General features: G+C 59.9%; 17 protein-coding genes. 5 read left to right on the top strand and 12 right to left on the bottom strand.

What is annotated here, in order from left to right; translation table 11 throughout:
• Window positions 1-320 precede the first annotated feature (320 nt).
• The 3 genes from BZK31_RS19325 to BZK31_RS19315 all read left to right on the top strand — a co-directional run bounded on the left by BZK31_RS19325 (window position 321) and on the right by BZK31_RS19315 (window position 1,588).
• Window positions 321-773 (top strand): YkvA family protein, encoded by a 453-nt coding sequence (locus BZK31_RS19325; RefSeq protein WP_083184536.1) that lies wholly within the window; start codon window positions 321-323, stop codon window positions 771-773.
• 99 nt (window positions 774-872) lie between these two features.
• Complete coding sequence (locus BZK31_RS19320; protein ID WP_083184535.1) at window positions 873-1,208, top strand: helix-turn-helix domain-containing protein; 336 nt, start codon at window positions 873-875, stop codon at window positions 1,206-1,208.
• Window positions 1,205-1,588 (top strand): hypothetical protein, encoded by a 384-nt coding sequence (locus BZK31_RS19315; RefSeq protein WP_083184534.1) that lies wholly within the window; start codon window positions 1,205-1,207, stop codon window positions 1,586-1,588. Before BZK31_RS19320 ends, BZK31_RS19315 begins: the two co-directional genes overlap by 4 nt.
• A 92-nt stretch (window positions 1,589-1,680) precedes the next feature.
• Here the strand turns inward: BZK31_RS19315 and BZK31_RS19310 are convergent, their stop codons facing one another.
• Together BZK31_RS19310 and BZK31_RS19305 are read right to left on the bottom strand one after the other, a co-directional pair.
• Window positions 1,681-3,453: a bifunctional diguanylate cyclase/phosphodiesterase gene (locus tag BZK31_RS19310; protein WP_083184561.1), complete on the bottom strand. Its 1,773-nt coding sequence runs from the start codon at window positions 3,451-3,453 to the stop codon at window positions 1,681-1,683.
• 121 nt (window positions 3,454-3,574) lie between these two features.
• Window positions 3,575-5,656 carry a carboxy terminal-processing peptidase gene (locus BZK31_RS19305; RefSeq protein WP_208617213.1) on the bottom strand — a complete coding sequence of 694 codons (2,082 nt, stop codon included), beginning with the start codon at window positions 5,654-5,656 and terminating at the stop codon, window positions 3,575-3,577.
• A gap of 137 nt (window positions 5,657-5,793) precedes the next feature.
• Here BZK31_RS19305 and BZK31_RS19300 point away from each other — a divergent pair, with 137 nt between their 5' ends.
• Window positions 5,794-6,756 (top strand): NAD(P)H-quinone oxidoreductase, encoded by a 963-nt coding sequence (locus tag BZK31_RS19300; RefSeq protein WP_083184532.1) that lies wholly within the window; start codon window positions 5,794-5,796, stop codon window positions 6,754-6,756.
• A 50-nt stretch (window positions 6,757-6,806) separates the two neighbouring features.
• Here BZK31_RS19300 and BZK31_RS19295 read toward each other — a convergent pair whose 3' ends face one another.
• From BZK31_RS19295 to BZK31_RS19270, 6 genes are all read right to left on the bottom strand, one after another.
• Entirely contained in the window at window positions 6,807-7,460 is a 654-nt protein-coding gene (locus BZK31_RS19295) for an HAD family hydrolase (protein WP_083184531.1), read from the bottom strand.
• Between the two features lie 28 nt (window positions 7,461-7,488).
• Window positions 7,489-8,478: an ABC transporter ATP-binding protein gene (locus tag BZK31_RS19290; protein ID WP_083184530.1), complete on the bottom strand. Its 990-nt coding sequence runs from the start codon at window positions 8,476-8,478 to the stop codon at window positions 7,489-7,491.
• A gap of 1 nt (window position 8,479) precedes the next feature.
• Window positions 8,480-9,277: an ABC transporter permease gene (locus tag BZK31_RS19285; RefSeq protein ID WP_083184529.1), complete on the bottom strand. Its 798-nt coding sequence runs from the start codon at window positions 9,275-9,277 to the stop codon at window positions 8,480-8,482.
• On the bottom strand, window positions 9,264-10,106 hold the full coding sequence (locus BZK31_RS19280; protein WP_083184528.1) for an ABC transporter permease: 843 nt from the start codon (window positions 10,104-10,106) through the stop codon (window positions 9,264-9,266). Before BZK31_RS19280 ends, BZK31_RS19285 begins: the two co-directional genes overlap by 14 nt.
• The gene (locus tag BZK31_RS19275; protein ID WP_083184527.1) at window positions 10,103-10,909 is read right to left on the bottom strand and encodes an alkaline phosphatase family protein; all 807 of its coding nucleotides are present in this window, start codon (window positions 10,907-10,909) and stop codon (window positions 10,103-10,105) included. The genes BZK31_RS19280 and BZK31_RS19275 overlap by 4 nt, the downstream gene beginning before the upstream one ends.
• 99 nt (window positions 10,910-11,008) lie before the next feature.
• Entirely contained in the window at window positions 11,009-12,076 is a 1,068-nt protein-coding gene (locus BZK31_RS19270) for an ABC transporter substrate-binding protein (RefSeq protein ID WP_083184526.1), read from the bottom strand.
• A 356-nt stretch (window positions 12,077-12,432) separates the two neighbouring features.
• Here BZK31_RS19270 and BZK31_RS19265 point away from each other — a divergent pair, with 356 nt between their 5' ends.
• Window positions 12,433-13,152 carry a UTRA domain-containing protein gene (locus BZK31_RS19265; protein ID WP_083184525.1) on the top strand — a complete coding sequence of 240 codons (720 nt, stop codon included), beginning with the start codon at window positions 12,433-12,435 and terminating at the stop codon, window positions 13,150-13,152.
• Between the two features lie 57 nt (window positions 13,153-13,209).
• On the opposite strand, the gene BZK31_RS19260 is transcribed toward BZK31_RS19265, so the two are convergent.
• From BZK31_RS19260 to minD, 4 genes are all read right to left on the bottom strand, one after another.
• Window positions 13,210-14,499, bottom strand: coding sequence for a M18 family aminopeptidase (locus BZK31_RS19260; protein ID WP_083184524.1), 1,290 nt, complete (start codon window positions 14,497-14,499; stop codon window positions 13,210-13,212).
• Window positions 14,500-14,627: 128 nt separating this feature from the next.
• Window positions 14,628-15,263, bottom strand: a complete 636-nt coding sequence (locus BZK31_RS19255; protein WP_083184523.1) for an RluA family pseudouridine synthase — start codon at window positions 15,261-15,263, stop codon at window positions 14,628-14,630.
• Between the two features lie 90 nt (window positions 15,264-15,353).
• Window positions 15,354-15,608 carry a cell division topological specificity factor MinE gene (minE, locus tag BZK31_RS19250; RefSeq protein WP_004879390.1) on the bottom strand — a complete coding sequence of 85 codons (255 nt, stop codon included), beginning with the start codon at window positions 15,606-15,608 and terminating at the stop codon, window positions 15,354-15,356.
• Window positions 15,608-16,420 (bottom strand): septum site-determining protein MinD, encoded by an 813-nt coding sequence (minD, locus tag BZK31_RS19245; RefSeq protein ID WP_083184522.1) that lies wholly within the window; start codon window positions 16,418-16,420, stop codon window positions 15,608-15,610. The genes minE and minD overlap by 1 nt, the downstream gene beginning before the upstream one ends.
• Between the last annotated feature and the right edge of the window lie 221 nt (window positions 16,421-16,641).

Genomic DNA, 16,641 nt, shown 5'->3' with positions numbered 1-16,641 from the left:
GTTTTTGTGTGCGCCGGATTTCCCGAACGCTTGGCGGTCTGCACAGTCCCACTATCATAGGGTCACCGGATTATTGTCCGACAGTCCGTCACGTTCGACGGATTAGCCTTAATCGGGCTCCCAAGTCAACGAATTCGCGGGATTTTTTATGTGAGTAAAAAACGCCCGATTTAACCCAAGTCCCCTGATAACGGGGGGTTCAGGGCAAAAACAGGCCGCTGTTCACAAGGTTATCCACAATTAATGTGGATAACCTTGAACACGGTCTGACAGGTTTTGAGACTGATGCGTATCGCCACCTTTTCTAAGCGGGAGTGAACATGAAAGCACCGTGGAATCTGATCCGTTACTTGCCCGGCGCCCGTCGTCTGATTGCGGCCGGACGTCTGCCCGCGCTCTTGTTTGCGGTCGCGCGCAAAGGCAACAGCGAAGGCAGCCGGCTGGGCAAACTCAAGGATGACCTGCGTCTGTTGCAGAGCCTGTGTCTGGCTTACTGGCGCGGCGAATACCGTGACATCAGCCCCAAGGCGATTCTGTCCATCGTGGCAGGTCTGATGTACTTCCTCAGTCCGCTGGACGCGATTCCGGACTGGATTCCGGGGCTGGGCATGTTCGACGACATCGCCGTACTGGCCTGGGTCATGAAACACCTGACCGACGAGCTTGACGCATTCCGTGCCTGGCGCGATCAACAGCCGCCTGAAAAGCTGGTGGTGGTTGAGCGACTGCCGGAAAGCCAGGCGCTGCTGGAAAAAGAGAAGCGCGTTGACTGAGTGAAGCGTTTGAGCACAAGCCGTAGCGTTCCGCTGTTAAGATGCCTGCATATGGAGTAAGCCTATTCAGAATGTGGCCTTGTCCTGCAAGGGGAGTCTATGGATCTTCAAGTGATATCTCGTGATGGCGAACCGGAGTACGCAGTCCTTCCCTGGGCTCAGTATCAGGCGCTGCTCAAGGCCGCCGGGTTCGCTGAAAAGCCCCGTCCCGATAGCGACCGGCCGACACCTGAAGTGGCCGTGCATCCCGGGTTCGATCAATTGAGTGCCTTGCGGATCGCCAAAGGACTTGAGGTTGCCACGCTGGCACGTGCCGTCGGCATCAGCCCGTCTTACCTCGAACTCATCGAAAACGGCACTCGCGAGCCGGACGCGGCCATCAAGCGCAGTCTTGCATGGGAGCTTGGCGTTCCGGGCTGGCGGGGTGAGTCATGAGCGTACGCATCAGTCGTCAGCATTGGGAAGGGCTGCTGAATGAGCTCAATCATGCACGCCGCCAACGGCACCTGGTGACCTACCGTGCGTTGCTCGAGCGTTTGCAGCTACCGAGTCCGGCGATGCAGACCCTGACGGCGGCACTTGAGCATCTGGCCGCGATGGATGCTCGTGCTGAGCAGCCACTGCGCAGTTCACTGGTAATCAGTCAGGGTGCAAGCCGCCTGCCACGCCCCGGTTTTTTTGAGTGCGTCGAACGGCTGGGACGGTTTTCCGGGCCTTCCGATGGCGTGGCGGCGGCGTCCTGGCATGCGGCGGAAGTGGTGCGCGTGTTTGAGTACAGCTACCCGGAAGTGGAAGTGCAGGCGAGTGGCGTCTGATCGCACGGTTTCAATCGCCCTGTTCACTGAATTCGTTCGCGAGGCGCTTCAGGACGTTTTGCGTCCCGAGTGATCGACGGGGCGGTAACGCTTCACGCGTCCACCAGCAGATCCAGACGCGTCGAGTCGATAACGTGAATGCTTGCGCCTGCCACGTCTTTGGCGAAGTGTTTGGCCTGTGACGCCAGGTCGGCCAATTGGCTGGCGTTTACCAGCGCACAGCTCGCCTCACGCAAATGCACGACGCCGATGGACAGCGACAGCAGCGGAAATTCCTGGCGCTGGCCCTGTCGATTCAATGCGATGAAGCAGCCTGACTCCAGGTGCTCGGCCCGGTAGAAACGCCGACACTGGTTCTGAAAGTCATCCAGCAGGTTGTGCAGGCGTCGCTCCCAGTCCTCGAAGCCCAGCACCATCAGAAAATCATCTCCGCCAATGTGCCCGACGAAGTCCCGACTCGGGTCGACGCGGTCGTTCAGGCACTGCGCCAGGCACAGCAGCACTTCGTCGCCGCGCGCGTAACCATAGATATCGTTGAAAGGCTTGAAGCTGTCGATGTCCACGTAGCAGATCATCGACTCGCGCCCCTGTTGCAACAGCCGTGTCAGGCACTGCTGGATCGGCACGTTGCCTGGCAGCAGGGTCAGCGGATTGGCGTAACGCGCCTGCTGAATCTTCATTTCGGTGATCAGCTTGAGCACGTCTATAACCCGGCCCATCCCCATATACGCCCCGTTGAGGGTGATGATGAAGTCTTCTTCGATGCGCTGGCGCGCCCGGCTGGTGAGCAGGCGGCTGACCTGCTGCAGCGACTGGCTGACGTCCACTGCGAGAAAGTCGTCGCTCATCAGTCGGCTGATCGGCTTGCGAGCGAACAGCTCGGTGCCGAATGGCTTGAGCAGTGCTTCGGAAAGCGAGTGACGATGCACGATGCCGCATGGGCTGGCGTCGTCGTCCAGCACCGCCAGCGAGTTGAGATTGGCCTGTCGGCGAAAGGCTTCCAGCACATCGGCGGTCGGCGTTGAGTGGCTCACCGACGGATGCGCGTTGAGCAGGGCCGAGAGGTCGGCAGCTTCTTCGTTCAGCGCAGGCGTCGCCGATTCGGCCTTGAGCAGCATGGCGCGGGTATCACGCGGCGGACGTTCTTGCGGACGTGCCAGCAGATAGCCCTGAACCAGGTCCACGCCCATGTCGGTCAGCGTGGCCAGTTCCTCCGGCAGCTCGATGCCCTCGGCGATCACGATGGCTCTGGAGGCTCTGGCCATCTGCAACATGGAACCTACGAACTCACGCTTAACGGCGTCCTGATGAATGCCGTCGATGAAGTGCCGATCAATCTTCACGTAATCGGGCCGCAGTTCGGACCACAGACGCAGGCTGGAATACCCGGCACCCAGATCGTCCAGCGCGATGGAAAAACCCATGTCGCGATAGTGGTGCAGGGCGTTGTAGAGCAGATCGAAATCGTCGGTCGGCATCTGTTCGGTCAGCTCGATCACTACATTCTTCGGCGCGATGTCGTAACGACGCAGCATCTCGAGGGTGCGACCGGGCGGGTGTGAGGCTTCCAGCAGTGATTCGGGTGACACGTTGAGGAACAGTTTGCCAGGCAATCGCTGCTGGCTGAAACGACGGCAAGCGCTTTCGCGACAGGTCAGCTCCAGCTCGCTCAGGCGGCCCGCCTGACGGGCGATGGCGAACAGGTTCAGGGGTGAATGCAGCGGACTGTTGGACGGGCCGCGCGACAACGCCTCGTAGCCCAGAATGCTGCGCTGCGACAGCGAGACGATTGGCTGAAACAGACTGTGCAAGTCGCTGCGCGCCAGAATGGAACTCAGTGCGCCCAGCTGTTCAGTCACGGTCATGATGATCTCGATGGCAATAAAAAGGGCTGAACGCATTGGCGTTCAGCCCGTCATTTCACGACAGCTTCATGACTGTTTGATGACCGTTGCTGCTAATTGGCCATCAACCGTCGCGTCGGCTTTATTTCTTCGCCACTGACGCACTCATACCCAGGTAGTCGATCAGGATTCGACCGGTTTCCGACAGGTACGCATCGTCTTCCGGCTTGGTCTTTTCGTCTTCGACCGGCAGAGCGTCCTCGTCCTCTTTTTTCAGCTCCTTGAGCGGTTCTTCACCCTTGGCCTTGCGGCGAGTGTTTTCCAGTGCAAGTTGCTTGCTTTCGATAGACGCGTGTTCGGCGCGGCGGTCGGCCTCGTTCAGGCTGACAGTCTTCTCGTTCATGAGCTTCTTGGCCAGGGCCAGGCGATCCTCGATGAACACGAACTCGGCATCCTTGGAGGAGCGGGCTTCATGACGTGCCTGCAACTGAGCCAGGAACGGCTTGAATGGATCGATGGCCGGCTTGATCGCCGGTTTTATGCTGTCCCACGGCATGGCCTCGGGCAGGGCGCTCTCACCGATTTCCTTGGTGTCGATCAGCGATGGATAGGTGATATCCGGTACTACGCCCTGATGCTGGGTGCTCTGACCGGACACCCGGTAGAACTTGGCCAGGGTCAGCTTCAGTTCGCCATGGTTGAGCGGCTGAATGGTCTGCACGGTGCCTTTGCCGAAGGTTTGACCACCAATGATCAAAGCACGATGGTAGTCCTGCATGGCGCCCGCGAAAATTTCCGACGCCGACGCAGACAGGCGGTTCACCAGCAAGGCCATCGGTCCTTTGTAGAACGCGCCCTTGGCTTCGTCTTCAAGCACATCGACCTTGCCGTCGGCATTACGCACCAGTACGGTCGGGCCACGGTCGATGAACAGGCTGGTCAGCTCGGTCGCTTCCTGCAGCGAACCACCACCGTTGTTGCGTAGATCCAGCACCACACCATCGACCTTCTCGGCCTGCAGCTCGGTCAGCAGTTTCTTCACGTCGCGGGTGGTGCTCTTGTATTCCGGATCGCCGGCACGGTACGCCTTGAAGTCCAGATAGAAGGCCGGGATATCGATGATGCCCAGCTTGTAATCCTTGCCATCCTGTTTGATGTGCAGAATCGATTTTTTCGCCGCCTGCTCTTCGAGCTTCACCGCTTCACGGGTGATGGCCACGATCTTGGTGGTCTGGTCGTTCGGTGCATTGCTGGCCGGGATGACTTCCAGGCGCACGACCGAGCCTTTCGGGCCGCGGATCAATTTGACCACTTCATCCAGACGCCAGCCGATGACATCGACCATTTCCTTGTCGCCCTGGGCGACTCCGACGATCTTGTCGGCCGGCGCGACCTGCTTGGTCTTCGCCGCAGGACCTGCCGGGACAAGACGTACGATCTTCACGTTGTCGTTGTCGCTCTGCAACACGGCACCGATGCCTTCCAGCGACAGGCTCATGTTGATGTCGAAGTTTTCCGCGCTGTCAGGCGACAGGTAGTTGGTGTGCGGATCGTAGGACATGGCAAACGTGTTGATGTAAGCCTGGAAGATATCTTCGGCGCGGGTCTGGTTCAGACGGGCCAGCTGATTCTTGTAACGCTTGGTCAGGGTTTCCTGAATCTTCGCCGGGTCCTTGCCCGCGATTTTCAGACGCAGGACCTCATCCTTGACGCGCTTGCGCCACAGTTCGTCGAGTTCGGCGGTGTCCTTGGGCCATGCGGCGTCCTTGCGGTCCACCAACAGGGTTTCCTTGGCCGTGAGGTCGATCTTGTCGACGCCCTTGCCCAGTTCGGCGAGTGCGAAATCCAGACGCGCCTTGATGCGGTCCAGATAGCGTTTGTAAATAGTGAACCCCGGGTTCAGGTCGCCGCTCTTAAGAAAGTCGTCGAACTGAAACTGCCACTTGTCGAATTCGGCAATGTCGCTGGCCATGAAGTAGCTGCGCGACGGGTCCAGTTGCTTGATGTAGCTCTGATAGATAATCGCTGAACGCTTGTCGTCCAGTGGCGGCTTGCTGTAGTGATGCCGCTTGAGCAGCTCGACCACATTGAGGCTGGCAACCACTTCGTCGCGGTCCGGCTGAAGATTATCCCAGCTGTTGGCGGCAAAAGTGCTGGCTGACATCGGCAGGACGCTGAGGCCGACAAACAGGGCGAGGGCGGTGCTAGGGAATAGTTGCTTCATGCTGATTCGACGCGAGGACAATTGATAACGCATATTAGGCCGTCTTTGAGGTCGCCGGTTCCTTTGGACCCGGCCGCATAATGCAAAAGCCCGGGCAAACAGCCACGGGCTCAGTCTGGACTCACTATGGAGGCACTGTGAAGGCATTGCAAGGCGTTGAAGGACATGTGGAATGGGTCGAAGAGCCGAGTCCGGCTCTCGATGTGGGGCAGGTTCGTATCAAAGTCGCCGCGGCGGGTTTGAATCGGGCCGATCTGTTGCAGCGCGCGGGCAAGTATCCGCCGCCGCCGGGCGTCACCACAGTGCTGGGGCTGGAATGCTCCGGGATCATTGCCGAAGTCGGTCCGGGTACGTCCTGGCTGGTGGGAGACCGCGTCTGCGCGCTGCTGGCGGGCGGGGCGATGGCCGAGGAAGTCGTGGTCGATGCGCGTCACGTGCTGCCTGTGCCGGAAGGCCTGTCGCTGCATGAAGCAGCGGCGATTCCCGAGGTGTACGCCACGGCGTGGCTGAACCTGTTTCAGCTGGCGGGCGTCAAGCCAGGCGAGAAGGTCCTGCTGCACGCGGGCGCAAGTGGAGTTGGTTCAGCCGGTATTCAGCTTTGCAAGGCGTTCGGCAGCCCGGTCTGGGTCAGCGTCGGATCGACCGAACGTCTGGCCTACTGTGTCGAACTGGGCGCACAGGGCGGCGTGGTGCGCAGTGAAAGTCTGGACGGTTTGAACGATTTTGCACCGTTCGACGTGATCCTCGACCCGGTCGGCGGCAGTTATGCCGAGATGAACGTCAGGCTGCTGGGCCTGGACAGCCGCTGGGTCTTGATCGGCACGATGGGCGGGCGCGAAGCGCAGGTGGACATGGCCCATGTACTGGGTAAGCGTATCCACTTGATGGGCTCGACCCTGCGAAGCCGGGACGACACGTTCAAGGCCGATCTGTTGCGTGATCTGGGGCAGTTCGTCTGGCCGCTGTTCACCGAAGGTCGTCTCAAGCCGCAACTGGCCAAAAGTTTTGCGATCAACGATGCCGAAGCCGCGTTCGAAGAGCTGGCGACTAATCAGGTGTCCGGCAAGATCGTGCTGGTGATCGACGAAAGTCTGACGTGATGACGGCGGCCCTCACGGGCCGCTCGCTGGCTGCACGGTGCTGAAGCCATTCAGGACCAGCTGTGCACCGGCCAGCCTGCTTTCTGCGCGTGCTCCAGCAGTACGGCATCGGGGTTGACCACATTGGGGTGGTCGACCTTGAGCAGCAGCGGCAGGTCATTGCGCGAATCCGAATAAAAGCTCGCCCCTTCCAGGTTTTCCCCTTCGGCGTCCAGCCAGTCCATCAGGCGGGTGATCTTGCCTTCCCGATAGGTCAGGACACCCACCGTTGCACCGCTGTAGACCCCGTGCTGCACATCCAGCTCGATGCCGAGCACTTCGTCGATCCCCAGGCGTTCGGCAATCGGTTTGACCAGGTGCACGCCCGACGCGGAGATCACCAGAATGCGATCTCCCTTGGCGCGATGCTGAGCGATGCATTTGCAGGCATCGCTGTAGATGATCGGTTCGATCACGTCTTCCACCCACGGCCCGACCAGATGGTCGATTTCTTCGGGTGTACGACCGGCCATCGGTTCCAGGCTGAAGGCCATGTAGTCTTCCATCGCCAGCTTCCCGGCACTGTAGGCGGCCATCAGTTCGTCATTGCGCTGCATGAACGATACCGGGTCGACCCAGCCCAGGCGGCCCATCTGCTCGCTCCACAATGTGGCGCAATCGCCACCGATCAGGGTTTCGTCGAGGTCGAAAATTGCTAAAGCCATTGGGTACATCCTTAAATCATTTTGTCTGTCAGGCCACCGGGCACAATGCCGAAGGTTCAATAGTCAGCGTCACGCGGCGGCCGTCGGGGTGTAAATCATCCGCGCTACGGTTGAGGACGTCGACCACCAGTTCCACGCCACGCGCCTGCACGCGATAGCGAATGACATTGCCGAGCAGGCTGTGACTGCGCACTTCACCTTCCAGTTCGCCGGTCAGGCTCAACCGGATGGATTCCGGGCGAATCGCGACGCGGCCGCTGATCGGACGCTGCATCAGGCGACTGGCGTCTTCGGCGTCCAGCAGGTTGTAGTTACCGATGAAGCCTGCGGCGAAGACGTCCACCGGGGCGGTGTACAGGGTTTCGGCGTCGCCGCTCTGCACAATGCGACCCTGGTTCATCAGGAAGATGCGGTCCGACAGGGTCAGCGCTTCTTCCTGATCGTGAGTCACGAAGATAGTGGTCAGGCCCAGTTCGCGCTGGATGGCACGAATCTGTTCGCGCAAGTGTTTGCGAATCCGGGCATCCAGCGCCGACAGCGGCTCGTCCAGCAACAACAGACGCGGGCGGGTGACCAGCGAGCGAGCCAGGGCCACACGCTGACACTGGCCGCCCGACAATTGGTGCGGGTAACGCTTGGCGAAATCTTGCAGCTCGACCAGCTTGAGCATCTCGGCGACCCGCTTTTGGCTTTCGTCGGTGCTGATCTTCTGCATGCGCAGGCCAAACGCGACGTTCTGCTCCACGGTCATGTTCGGAAACAGCGCGTAGCTCTGGAACACCATGCCGATGTTGCGTTTCTGCGGGGTCAGCGGCACCAGATTCTGCCCGTCGAGCACGATGCTGCCGCTGTTCACCGAGGTCAGGCCGGCGATGCAGCGCAGCAAAGTGGATTTGCCGCAGCCGGAAGGGCCGAGCAGGGTGACGAACTCGCCTTTCTCGATGTTGCAGTTGATGTCGCTGAACACGGCGGTGCTGGCGTAACTTTTATGCAGGTTTTCAATGCTGACAAAACTCATCTCAGTCTTTGTCCTTGTTCAGTCGATTGGCGGCCCAGGTCAGCACCAGCACAAAGAGGAAATAGGAAATCACCAGGGCGCTGTTGAAATGGCCACTGCTGTTGCGCATGTTGTTCAGGTAGACCTGCAGGGTTTCGTAACGGGTGCCGACCAGCAGGTTGGCGAACACGAACTCGCCGAACAGGAAGGAAAACGACAACAGCAGGGCAATCATCAGGCCCTTGCGCAGGTTCGGCAGCACTACCAGAAATGCCGCTTGCCAGGTGCTGGCGCCGAGCAATTGAGCCGCGTCCATCAGGTCGGTCAGGTTGATCGCTTGCAGGTTGTTGGTGATGGCGCGGTACATGAAGGGCAGGGCGATGGTGAAGTAGCAGCCGATCAGAATCCAGGGCGTGCCGACCATTGCCATCGGGCCTGAACCGTAGAGCTGCAGCAGACCCACTGACGACACCACAGGCGGCACCGCGAAGGGCAGCAGGATCAGAATGTTCATCAGTCCGTCGAGGCGCGGAAAGTGGTAATGCACCACGAACAGCAGCGGCAGAATCAGCACCACGGACAGGATCAGCGCACCCACGCAGACCAGCAGCGACTGGCCGAATGCGGTCAGAAAACGCGGGTCGCTCCACAGCGCCGCGTACCACTTGAGGGTCAGGCCGCTAGGCAGAATGGTGGCTGACCAACTGGTCGCGATCGAATACAGGAAGGTGCCCGCCAGAGGCATCAGCAGAATCAGAAACAGCAGGTAGACAATGGTCTTGTGGTAGAGCCCGGCAGGCCCTTTCTCAACGCGTGACATGGTAGCTCCTTTTCAACAGCCACTGATGGACCACGGTTACCAGCGTCATCATCCCCACCAGAATCATCGCCAGGGCGCTGGCCATGTTTGGATCGAGCGTAATGTCGCCCGCTACCATGGCTGCGATGCGGATCGGCAACACGTTGAAGTTGCCGGTGGTCAGCGCGTAGACCGTTGCGTAGGCACCCAGGGCATTGGCCAGCAGGATCACGAAGGTGCCGAGCAGGGCGGGCGTCAGGACCGGCAGCCCGATGTAGCGCCAGAACTGGAAGTTGCTGGCGCCGAGCAGTGCGGCAGATTCGTTCCAGTCCTCGCGCACGGCGTCGAACGCCGGGTACAGCAGCAGAACGCCCAGTGGAATCTGGAAGTAGGTGTAGAGGATGATCAGGCCGGTCTTGGAATACAGGTTGAAGTCATCGATGATGCCGGCCTGCTTCAGGATCAGGGTCACCGCGCCGTTGAAACCCAGCAGGATGATGAACGCGAACGCCAGCGGGACGCCCGCGAAGTTGCTGGTCATGTTGGCGAACGCGTTGACGAAGTCCCGCAGCCGCGAATCGACCTTGCGCAGCGAGTAGGCGCCAAGGATCGAAATCAGAATGCCGAACAGGCTCGACCAGAAACTGATCTCCAGGCTCAACTGCATCGCCTGACGGTAGAAGCGTGAGTTGAAAGCTTTGCTGAAGTTTTCCAGGCCCCAGCCGCTGTCGCTCTGCAGGCTGTTGATCGCGACCCAGAACAGTGGGGCGATCTGAAACACGATGAAGAACAGCGCAAACGGCACCAGGCACAACAGCGTCAGCCACTTGCCTCGGGTGAAGGTGGTCACTTGAGTATCTCCCGGCAGACGGGTTTGTCGTGAGGCACGCCGAGCAGCTCGCAGACGGTGCCGCACAGGTCGGTCTGGCGTGGCTTGGCGTCAGGGTCCAGGCTGAACGCTTCGCCCAGTACGAACAGCGGTACTTCGCGTTCCTCGGGCAGTAGACCATTGTGCGAGCGGTCGTTGTTCATGCCATGGTCGGCGGTCACCAGCACCTGATAGCCCGCGTCCAGCCAGCCTTGCAGGTAGTCGGCCAGAATGATGTCGGCACTGCGCGCACTGTTGCGGTACTGCGGGGTGTCGAGGCCGTGCTTGTGCCCGGCGTCGTCGATGTTCATGGGGTGAATCAGCAGAAAGTCCGGTGCATGCGCAAGGCGCAGGCTTTCGGCATCGGCGAACAGGTGCGAATCCGGATAGTGATCGGCCCAGTAGAACAGCCCGTGCTGAATCGGCAGGTCCGGTGCATCGGTGTGGCGGTCGCGGGCGGCATCGAACGGCGTGCGGTTATACAGTTCGCTGAACCAGTGGTAGGCCGCAGCCGCGGTGCTCAGCCCGGCATCGCGGGCGTAATGAAACACACTGCGCTGGGTGGAGAGGCGCGAGACGTTGTTGTGCACGATGCCACTGTCGATGGGGGCGACGCCGGTCAGAATGCATTCGTAAAGCGGACGCGACAGCGCGGGCAGTTCGCATTCCAGCCTGTAGAGCGCCGCGCGCCCGGCCGCATGCCAGGCCTGAAGGTGGCCCATCGCGTGCCGGGCCACTTCGTAATTCAGACCATCGAGTACGATCAGGATGACGTTGTGTTTCATGAGCAGCTCGCTTGGGTGAAGGTAAGGCATTACCCGGCACGGGCGAGGAGGGCTCGCCCGTGCATGAAATGCGACCTCATCCTTGAGTCGCGGGAAGGATCATTTCATCTCGATGATGACTTGCTCGTTCCACTTCTGAGGCAACTCCTTGGAGGTTTTCTCCCAGGCGTCCGGCTTCTTGATCGGCGTTACGTTCTTGTACTGCTCATGCGGCAGCAGCTTGGCCTGAACCTCTTCCGGCATCTTGATATGTTCGGCGCGAATCGGACGTGCATTGCCCTTGGCCAGGTTGATCTGGCCTTCGTCGCTGAAGGTGTATTCACGTGCCAGTTTGGCCGCGTTCGGGTGTTTGGCGTACTTGTTGATGATGGTGGTGTAGCCGGAGATCACCGAGCCGTCCGATGGAATCAGCACCACGTAATCGTCAGGCTTGGTCATCTTGGCCCTGTAACTCAGACCGTTGAAATCCCAGACCACACCCACTTCGACTTCACCTTTCTCGATGGTCTGGATGGTCGGGTTGGCCAAGGACAGGCGTCCCTGTTTGGCGATGTCGGTAAAGAACTCCAGGCCCGGCTGGATGTTGGTTTCATCGCCCTTCATGGCGAAAGACGCCGCCAGCACGCCATTGGCGGCTTGCGCTGCAGTGCCGACATCACCGATGGACACCTTGTATTTGCCGGTTTTCAGGTCCGCCCAGCTTTTGGGGACCTCGGATCCGTGCAGCAGATTCTTGTTGACGATGAACGCGATGGTGCCGGTGTAAGCCAGCGCCCAGTGACCCTCTTTGTCTTTGGCCCAGTCCGGGATCTGTTCCCAGGTGCTGGGTTTGTAGGGCTGGGTGACGCCCTGAGCGACGGCAATCGGGCCGAACGCCGCGCCGACGTCACCGATGTCGGCGCTGGCGTTGTCTTTTTCCGCTTTGAACTTGGCAATTTCCTGGGCCGAGCTCATGTCCGTGTCCATGTGCTTGAGGCCGTATTTGGCTTCCAGATCGGTCCAGATGCCTCCCCAGTTTGCCCAGTCATCCGGCATGCCGACGCTGTTGATCGCGCCTTCGGCCTTGGCGGCCGCTTCCAGTGTCTTGATGTCTGTGTCCGCAGCCATGACTGCGGAGCTCATGGCGATGGCTGAGCCGAGGAGTGATGCCAACAAAAGATGTTTCATTCGAAGCTCCTAGTGCACTTCTTTGCTGGAAGTGTTCATGGCGGATGGTTTGGTCTAGATCAGCAATACCTGAGCCAAGTTAGGCCTTTTGCATGACATTTTCGTGTCGGGCAGCCCGGTTGATTCCACTTTGCCGGTATTCGGGCATTGCTTCGCGGTAAGCGTAGACCACAGCCGAACGCTTGCTTTTCAAGGGTTTCAAGGCTGTTTTGACAGGCGTTGGCATGGATCATGATTCACGCTGTCACGGGACGGTCATAGACCGGGCCTAGGCTGGGTTGGATAGGGTTGATGAAGGCGATCGGGGTCAAAGCGTGCCCCGTGACAGGGCTGGTCTAGTCCAGACAGGTATCGGAATGCGCGAAGATGTGCCACGAGCGGTAACAACCATCTGCAATGCCCTGCAGGAACAGATCGAGCACGGCTTGTTGCCGCCGGGTGGCAAGCTGCCCGCTGAGCGCAAGCTCAGCGAGGTATTCAATACCACACGCATTACACTGCGCGAGGCACTCGTCCAGCTCGAAGCTCAGGGGCTGGTGTACCGCGAAGAGCGACGCGGCTGGTTTATCTCGCCGCCACGGCTGGCCTACGACCTGATCCGTCGCAGCCATTTTCACGCCATGGTCACCGCACAGGGGCGTGTCGCACAGACGCAGGTGCTGTCCGCTCGCCTGCAACCGGCCTCTGCGATGATTTGCGCCATGCTCGAATTGCCAGCACTGTCCAGCGTGATCCAGATCTGCCGGGCGCGACGCATCGATCAGCGTCTGGTGCTGTACGTGGAGCACTACCTGAACCCGGATTACTTTCCCGGCATTCTCGACCATGACCTGAGCCACTCATTGACCGAGCTGTACGCGACCGATTACGACCTGCGCTATGGCCAGGTACGTTTCGAAATGGTTCCGACTGCCTTGCATGCCGACGCCGCCGCCGCACTGAAAGTCTCCATCGGCAGTCCGGGCCTGCGCATTGCTCGCATCAACTACGACCAGGCAGGTCGGCTGATCGACTGCGACCTTGAGTTCTGGCGTCACGATGCGATTCACGTGAGTGCGATGGTGCGCGATATCTAGGGGCTGAACGGCTCGCGGGCCGGGGTGCCCGCGAACCTGTTCATCCTGCGTTTGAAATTACGGCAACTCGTGACTGGCGTAAAACGCAGTGAGGACTTTAACCAGATGCGCCAGGTCATGGCTGCCCGCCAGCTCGCGGATCGAGTGCATGGCGAAGGTCGGCAGGCCGATATCGACGGTACGAATGCCCAGATGGCTGGCGGTGATCGGACCGATGGTCGAGCCGCAGGCCATGTCGCTGCGCACCACGAAACTCTGCACCGGCACTTCCTCGGCCATGCACAGATGACGGAAGAATCCGGCGGTTTCGCTGTTAGTGGCGTAACGCTGGTTGCTGTTGACCTTGATCACCGGTCCGGCATTGAGCTTGGGGCCGTGATTGGCGTCGTGCCTGTCGGCGTAGTTGGGGTGTATGCCGTGGGCATTGTCGGCCGAGATCAACAGCGATTTCTGGATGGTGCGTACGTAGTCTTCGCCGCTGGGCAGCAGGCGCTGGACGATCTGCTCCAGCATTGCGCCGTCGGCACCGCAGGCCGAAGACGAGCCGACTTCTTCGTGGTCGGTGCAGACCAGCAGGGCAGTTTCATCGCTGTCGCTGTTGAGCAATGCCTGCAAACCGGCGAAGCATGACAACAGGTTGTCTAGCCGCGCACCGGCCAGGAAGTCGCCATTCAGGCCAACCACTGCCGCGCTCTGCGTGTCGTAAAAGCTCAGCTCGTAATCGAGCACCACGTCGGCATTCAGACCATGCTCGCGCGCCAGTTGATCGGTCAGCAAGGCACGGAAGTCCGCGCGCTCGTCACCGGCCACTTGCGCCAGGATCGGTGGCAGTTCGTTCTGCGCGTTGATCGCCCAGCCCTCATTGGCGGTCCGGTTCAAATGGATCGCCAGATTGGGAATGATCGCGATGGGCAGTTTGAAATCGATCAGTTGGCTTTCGACCTTGCCGTCACGACGGAAGGTGACCCGACCGGCCAGCGACAGGTCGCGGTCGAACCACGGGGCCAGCAGCGCGCCGCCGTAAACCTCCACGCCCAACTGCCAGAAACCCTGACGTTGCAGCTCGGGTTGTGGCTTGACGCGCAGGCATGGGCTGTCGGTGTGTGCGCCGACCATGCGGATGCCGCCGGTCAGTGGCGACTGGCGCCCCATGCGGAAGGCGACGATGGAGGAGTCGTTGCGGGTGACGTAGTAGCGCCCACCCGTTTCGATGGACCAGGTGTCGCGCTCGTCCAGACGCTGGAAACCGGCGGCTTCAAGATGTTGTACGAGGGTGGCGGTAGCATGGAACGGGGTAGGAGAAGCCTTGAGGAAATCGATCAGGCCTTTATTCAACTCTTCGCGCATAAATAGCTCCAGACAGCAATGGCGGGAGTTTACCGCATTGGCTCGCTTGCTGCCTCGCGTTGCTGGTGAGCGTTCACGCAATGATGAACCCGCAGGCGCTCACGAGCCAGGCAAGGCAGCGCAGGGGTTCAGAATGGAGCGGGGCACTCGAAGGTCAATCGTTCACCGGTCACCGGGTGCGTGAAGCTCAGCATGCTGGCGTGCAGGCACAGGCGCGGATAAGCCGCCAGTGCTTCGGGGTGGGCATACAGGCCGTCGCCCAGCAGCGGATGCCCGATGGACAGCATGTGCACGCGCAACTGGTGCGAACGGCCGGTGATGGGCGTCAGCTCGACCCGGCAGTGTGTGTCATGGCGCTCGATGATTTTCCAGAAGGTCAGCGCGTGCTTGCCTGCCTCGTGGTCCACCACGTGGCGTGGCTTGGTCGGCGGGTCGTAGCGCAACGGCAGGTCGATGCTGCCACTGTCCAGCGCGGGCTGGCCCCAGCACAGTGCCGTGTAGGCTTTTTCGGTTTCGCGGTCATGAAACTGACGCGACAGCTCACGATGGGTGTCGGTATCGCGCGCCAGCAGAATGATGCCTGACGTTTCCCAATCCAGCCGGTGAACGATGCGGGCTTCGGGGTAGCCGTTTTCCTGCAGACGGGTAATCAGGCAATCCTTGTTGTCGTCGGCACGACCAGGAACGGAGAGCAGCAGGGTAGGCTTATCGATCACCAGAACGGCAGCGTCCTGATAAATGATGCGGATGTTCGACAACGGCATGCAACGGCCTCGAAGCGCGAGAAGCGCCAACGGCGGTAAAGGCGCTACCTCATGAGGAGGACGCCGATACCGCCGCAAGCGGCTGCCTGATCAGCGATCGGGCAGGGTGATATTGAGTTCCAGAATCGAGCAGCTGCCCTGGTTTTCCAGAGCGACCTGCACCTGATCGGACTCGATATTGACGTATTTACGGATCACTTCCACCAGCTCTTTCTGCAGGGCAGGAAGGTAGTCCGGTGTACTGCGCTGGCCGCGTTCGTGCGCAACGATGATCTGCAGACGCTCTTTCGCGACCGAGGCCGTGCTTTCTTTTTTGCGGTCACGAAAGAAGTCAAAAATATTCATTAATTACCCCCGAACAGGCGTTCAAAGAATCCTTTCTTCTGCACATCCAGGAACCGATGTTCCCGGTCTTTGCCCAGCAGGCGGTCAACGGCATCACTGTAGGCCTGGCCAGCGTCGCTCTGGTCGTCGAGAATGACCGGCACGCCCTGGTTGGAGGCTTTCAGTACGGCTTGCGATTCAGGAATCACGCCCAGCAGAGTAACGGCCAGGATTTCCTTGACGTCTTCGACACCGAGCATTTCGCCCTTGCTGACACGCTCCGGGTTGTAGCGCGTCAACAGCAGGTGTTCCTTGATCGGCTCTTCGTTGCGCTCGGCGCGACGGGATTTGCTGGCCAGCAGGCCCAGCATGCGGTCGGAGTCACGTACCGACGACACTTCGGGGTTGGTCACGACGATGGCTTCGTCGGCGAAGTACATCGCCAGGTGTGCACCGGTTTCGATGCCGGCGGGCGAGTCGCAGACGATGAACTCGAAGGTTTCCTTGAGTTCCATCAGGACTTTTTCGACGCCGTCTTTGGTCAGGGCTTCCTTGTCACGGGTCTGGCTGGCTGCGAGTACATACAGCCCCTCGATCTTCTTATCCTTGATCAGGGCCTGCTGCAGATTGGCCTCGCCGTTGACCACGTTGACGAAGTCATACACCACGCGACGCTCGCAACCCATGATCAGGTCGAGATTACGCAGACCGACGTCGAAGTCGACGATGACTGTCTTGTGGCCGCGCAGCGCGAGACCTGTACCGATAGCGGCGCTGGTGGTGGTCTTGCCCACACCACCCTTGCCGGATGTAACAACGAGAATCTTGGCCAAGGTGAATCACCCCTAGAGGAAAAGGACTTTAGGTCCCTGAAGAGCATCCCTTGACGCGGCGTGAGTCGAAGAATCACGGAAATCGGGTAGCTTGATCCTGAAAAGAGAGCTCTGCGCTACAACTTTCAACTCAACTACCCGCTGAGAAACGGTGTTTCTCAGGATTTCCTACAACCTTTACTACGTTTTCGCGACGAATCAGAGATGCTTGGAAAATTGCG

The organism is Pseudomonas floridensis, assembly GCF_002087235.1.
Taxonomy (GTDB): Bacteria; Pseudomonadota; Gammaproteobacteria; order Pseudomonadales; family Pseudomonadaceae; genus Aquipseudomonas; species Aquipseudomonas floridensis.
Note: the sequence above shows the minus strand (reverse complement) of the source record. Positions and strands in the feature narration are given on the sequence as shown.

Coding starts and splice junctions, on each gene's coding strand:
- BZK31_RS19325 (WP_083184536.1), top strand. CDS start 321: ATGAAAGCACCGTGGAATCTGATCCGTTACTTGCCCGGCGCCCGTCGT.
- BZK31_RS19320 (WP_083184535.1), top strand. CDS start 873: ATGGATCTTCAAGTGATATCTCGTGATGGCGAACCGGAGTACGCAGTC.
- BZK31_RS19315 (WP_083184534.1), top strand. CDS start 1,205: ATGAGCGTACGCATCAGTCGTCAGCATTGGGAAGGGCTGCTGAATGAG.
- BZK31_RS19310 (WP_083184561.1), bottom strand. CDS start 3,453: ATGACCGTGACTGAACAGCTGGGCGCACTGAGTTCCATTCTGGCGCGC.
- BZK31_RS19305 (WP_208617213.1), bottom strand. CDS start 5,656: ATGAAGCAACTATTCCCTAGCACCGCCCTCGCCCTGTTTGTCGGCCTC.
- BZK31_RS19295 (WP_083184531.1), bottom strand. CDS start 7,460: ATGGCTTTAGCAATTTTCGACCTCGACGAAACCCTGATCGGTGGCGAT.
- BZK31_RS19290 (WP_083184530.1), bottom strand. CDS start 8,478: ATGAGTTTTGTCAGCATTGAAAACCTGCATAAAAGTTACGCCAGCACC.
- BZK31_RS19285 (WP_083184529.1), bottom strand. CDS start 9,277: ATGTCACGCGTTGAGAAAGGGCCTGCCGGGCTCTACCACAAGACCATT.
- BZK31_RS19275 (WP_083184527.1), bottom strand. CDS start 10,909: ATGAAACACAACGTCATCCTGATCGTACTCGATGGTCTGAATTACGAA.
- BZK31_RS19270 (WP_083184526.1), bottom strand. CDS start 12,076: ATGAAACATCTTTTGTTGGCATCACTCCTCGGCTCAGCCATCGCCATG.
- BZK31_RS19265 (WP_083184525.1), top strand. CDS start 12,433: ATGCGCGAAGATGTGCCACGAGCGGTAACAACCATCTGCAATGCCCTG.
- BZK31_RS19260 (WP_083184524.1), bottom strand. CDS start 14,499: ATGCGCGAAGAGTTGAATAAAGGCCTGATCGATTTCCTCAAGGCTTCT.
- BZK31_RS19255 (WP_083184523.1), bottom strand. CDS start 15,263: ATGCCGTTGTCGAACATCCGCATCATTTATCAGGACGCTGCCGTTCTG.
- minE (WP_004879390.1), bottom strand. CDS start 15,608: ATGAATATTTTTGACTTCTTTCGTGACCGCAAAAAAGAAAGCACGGCC.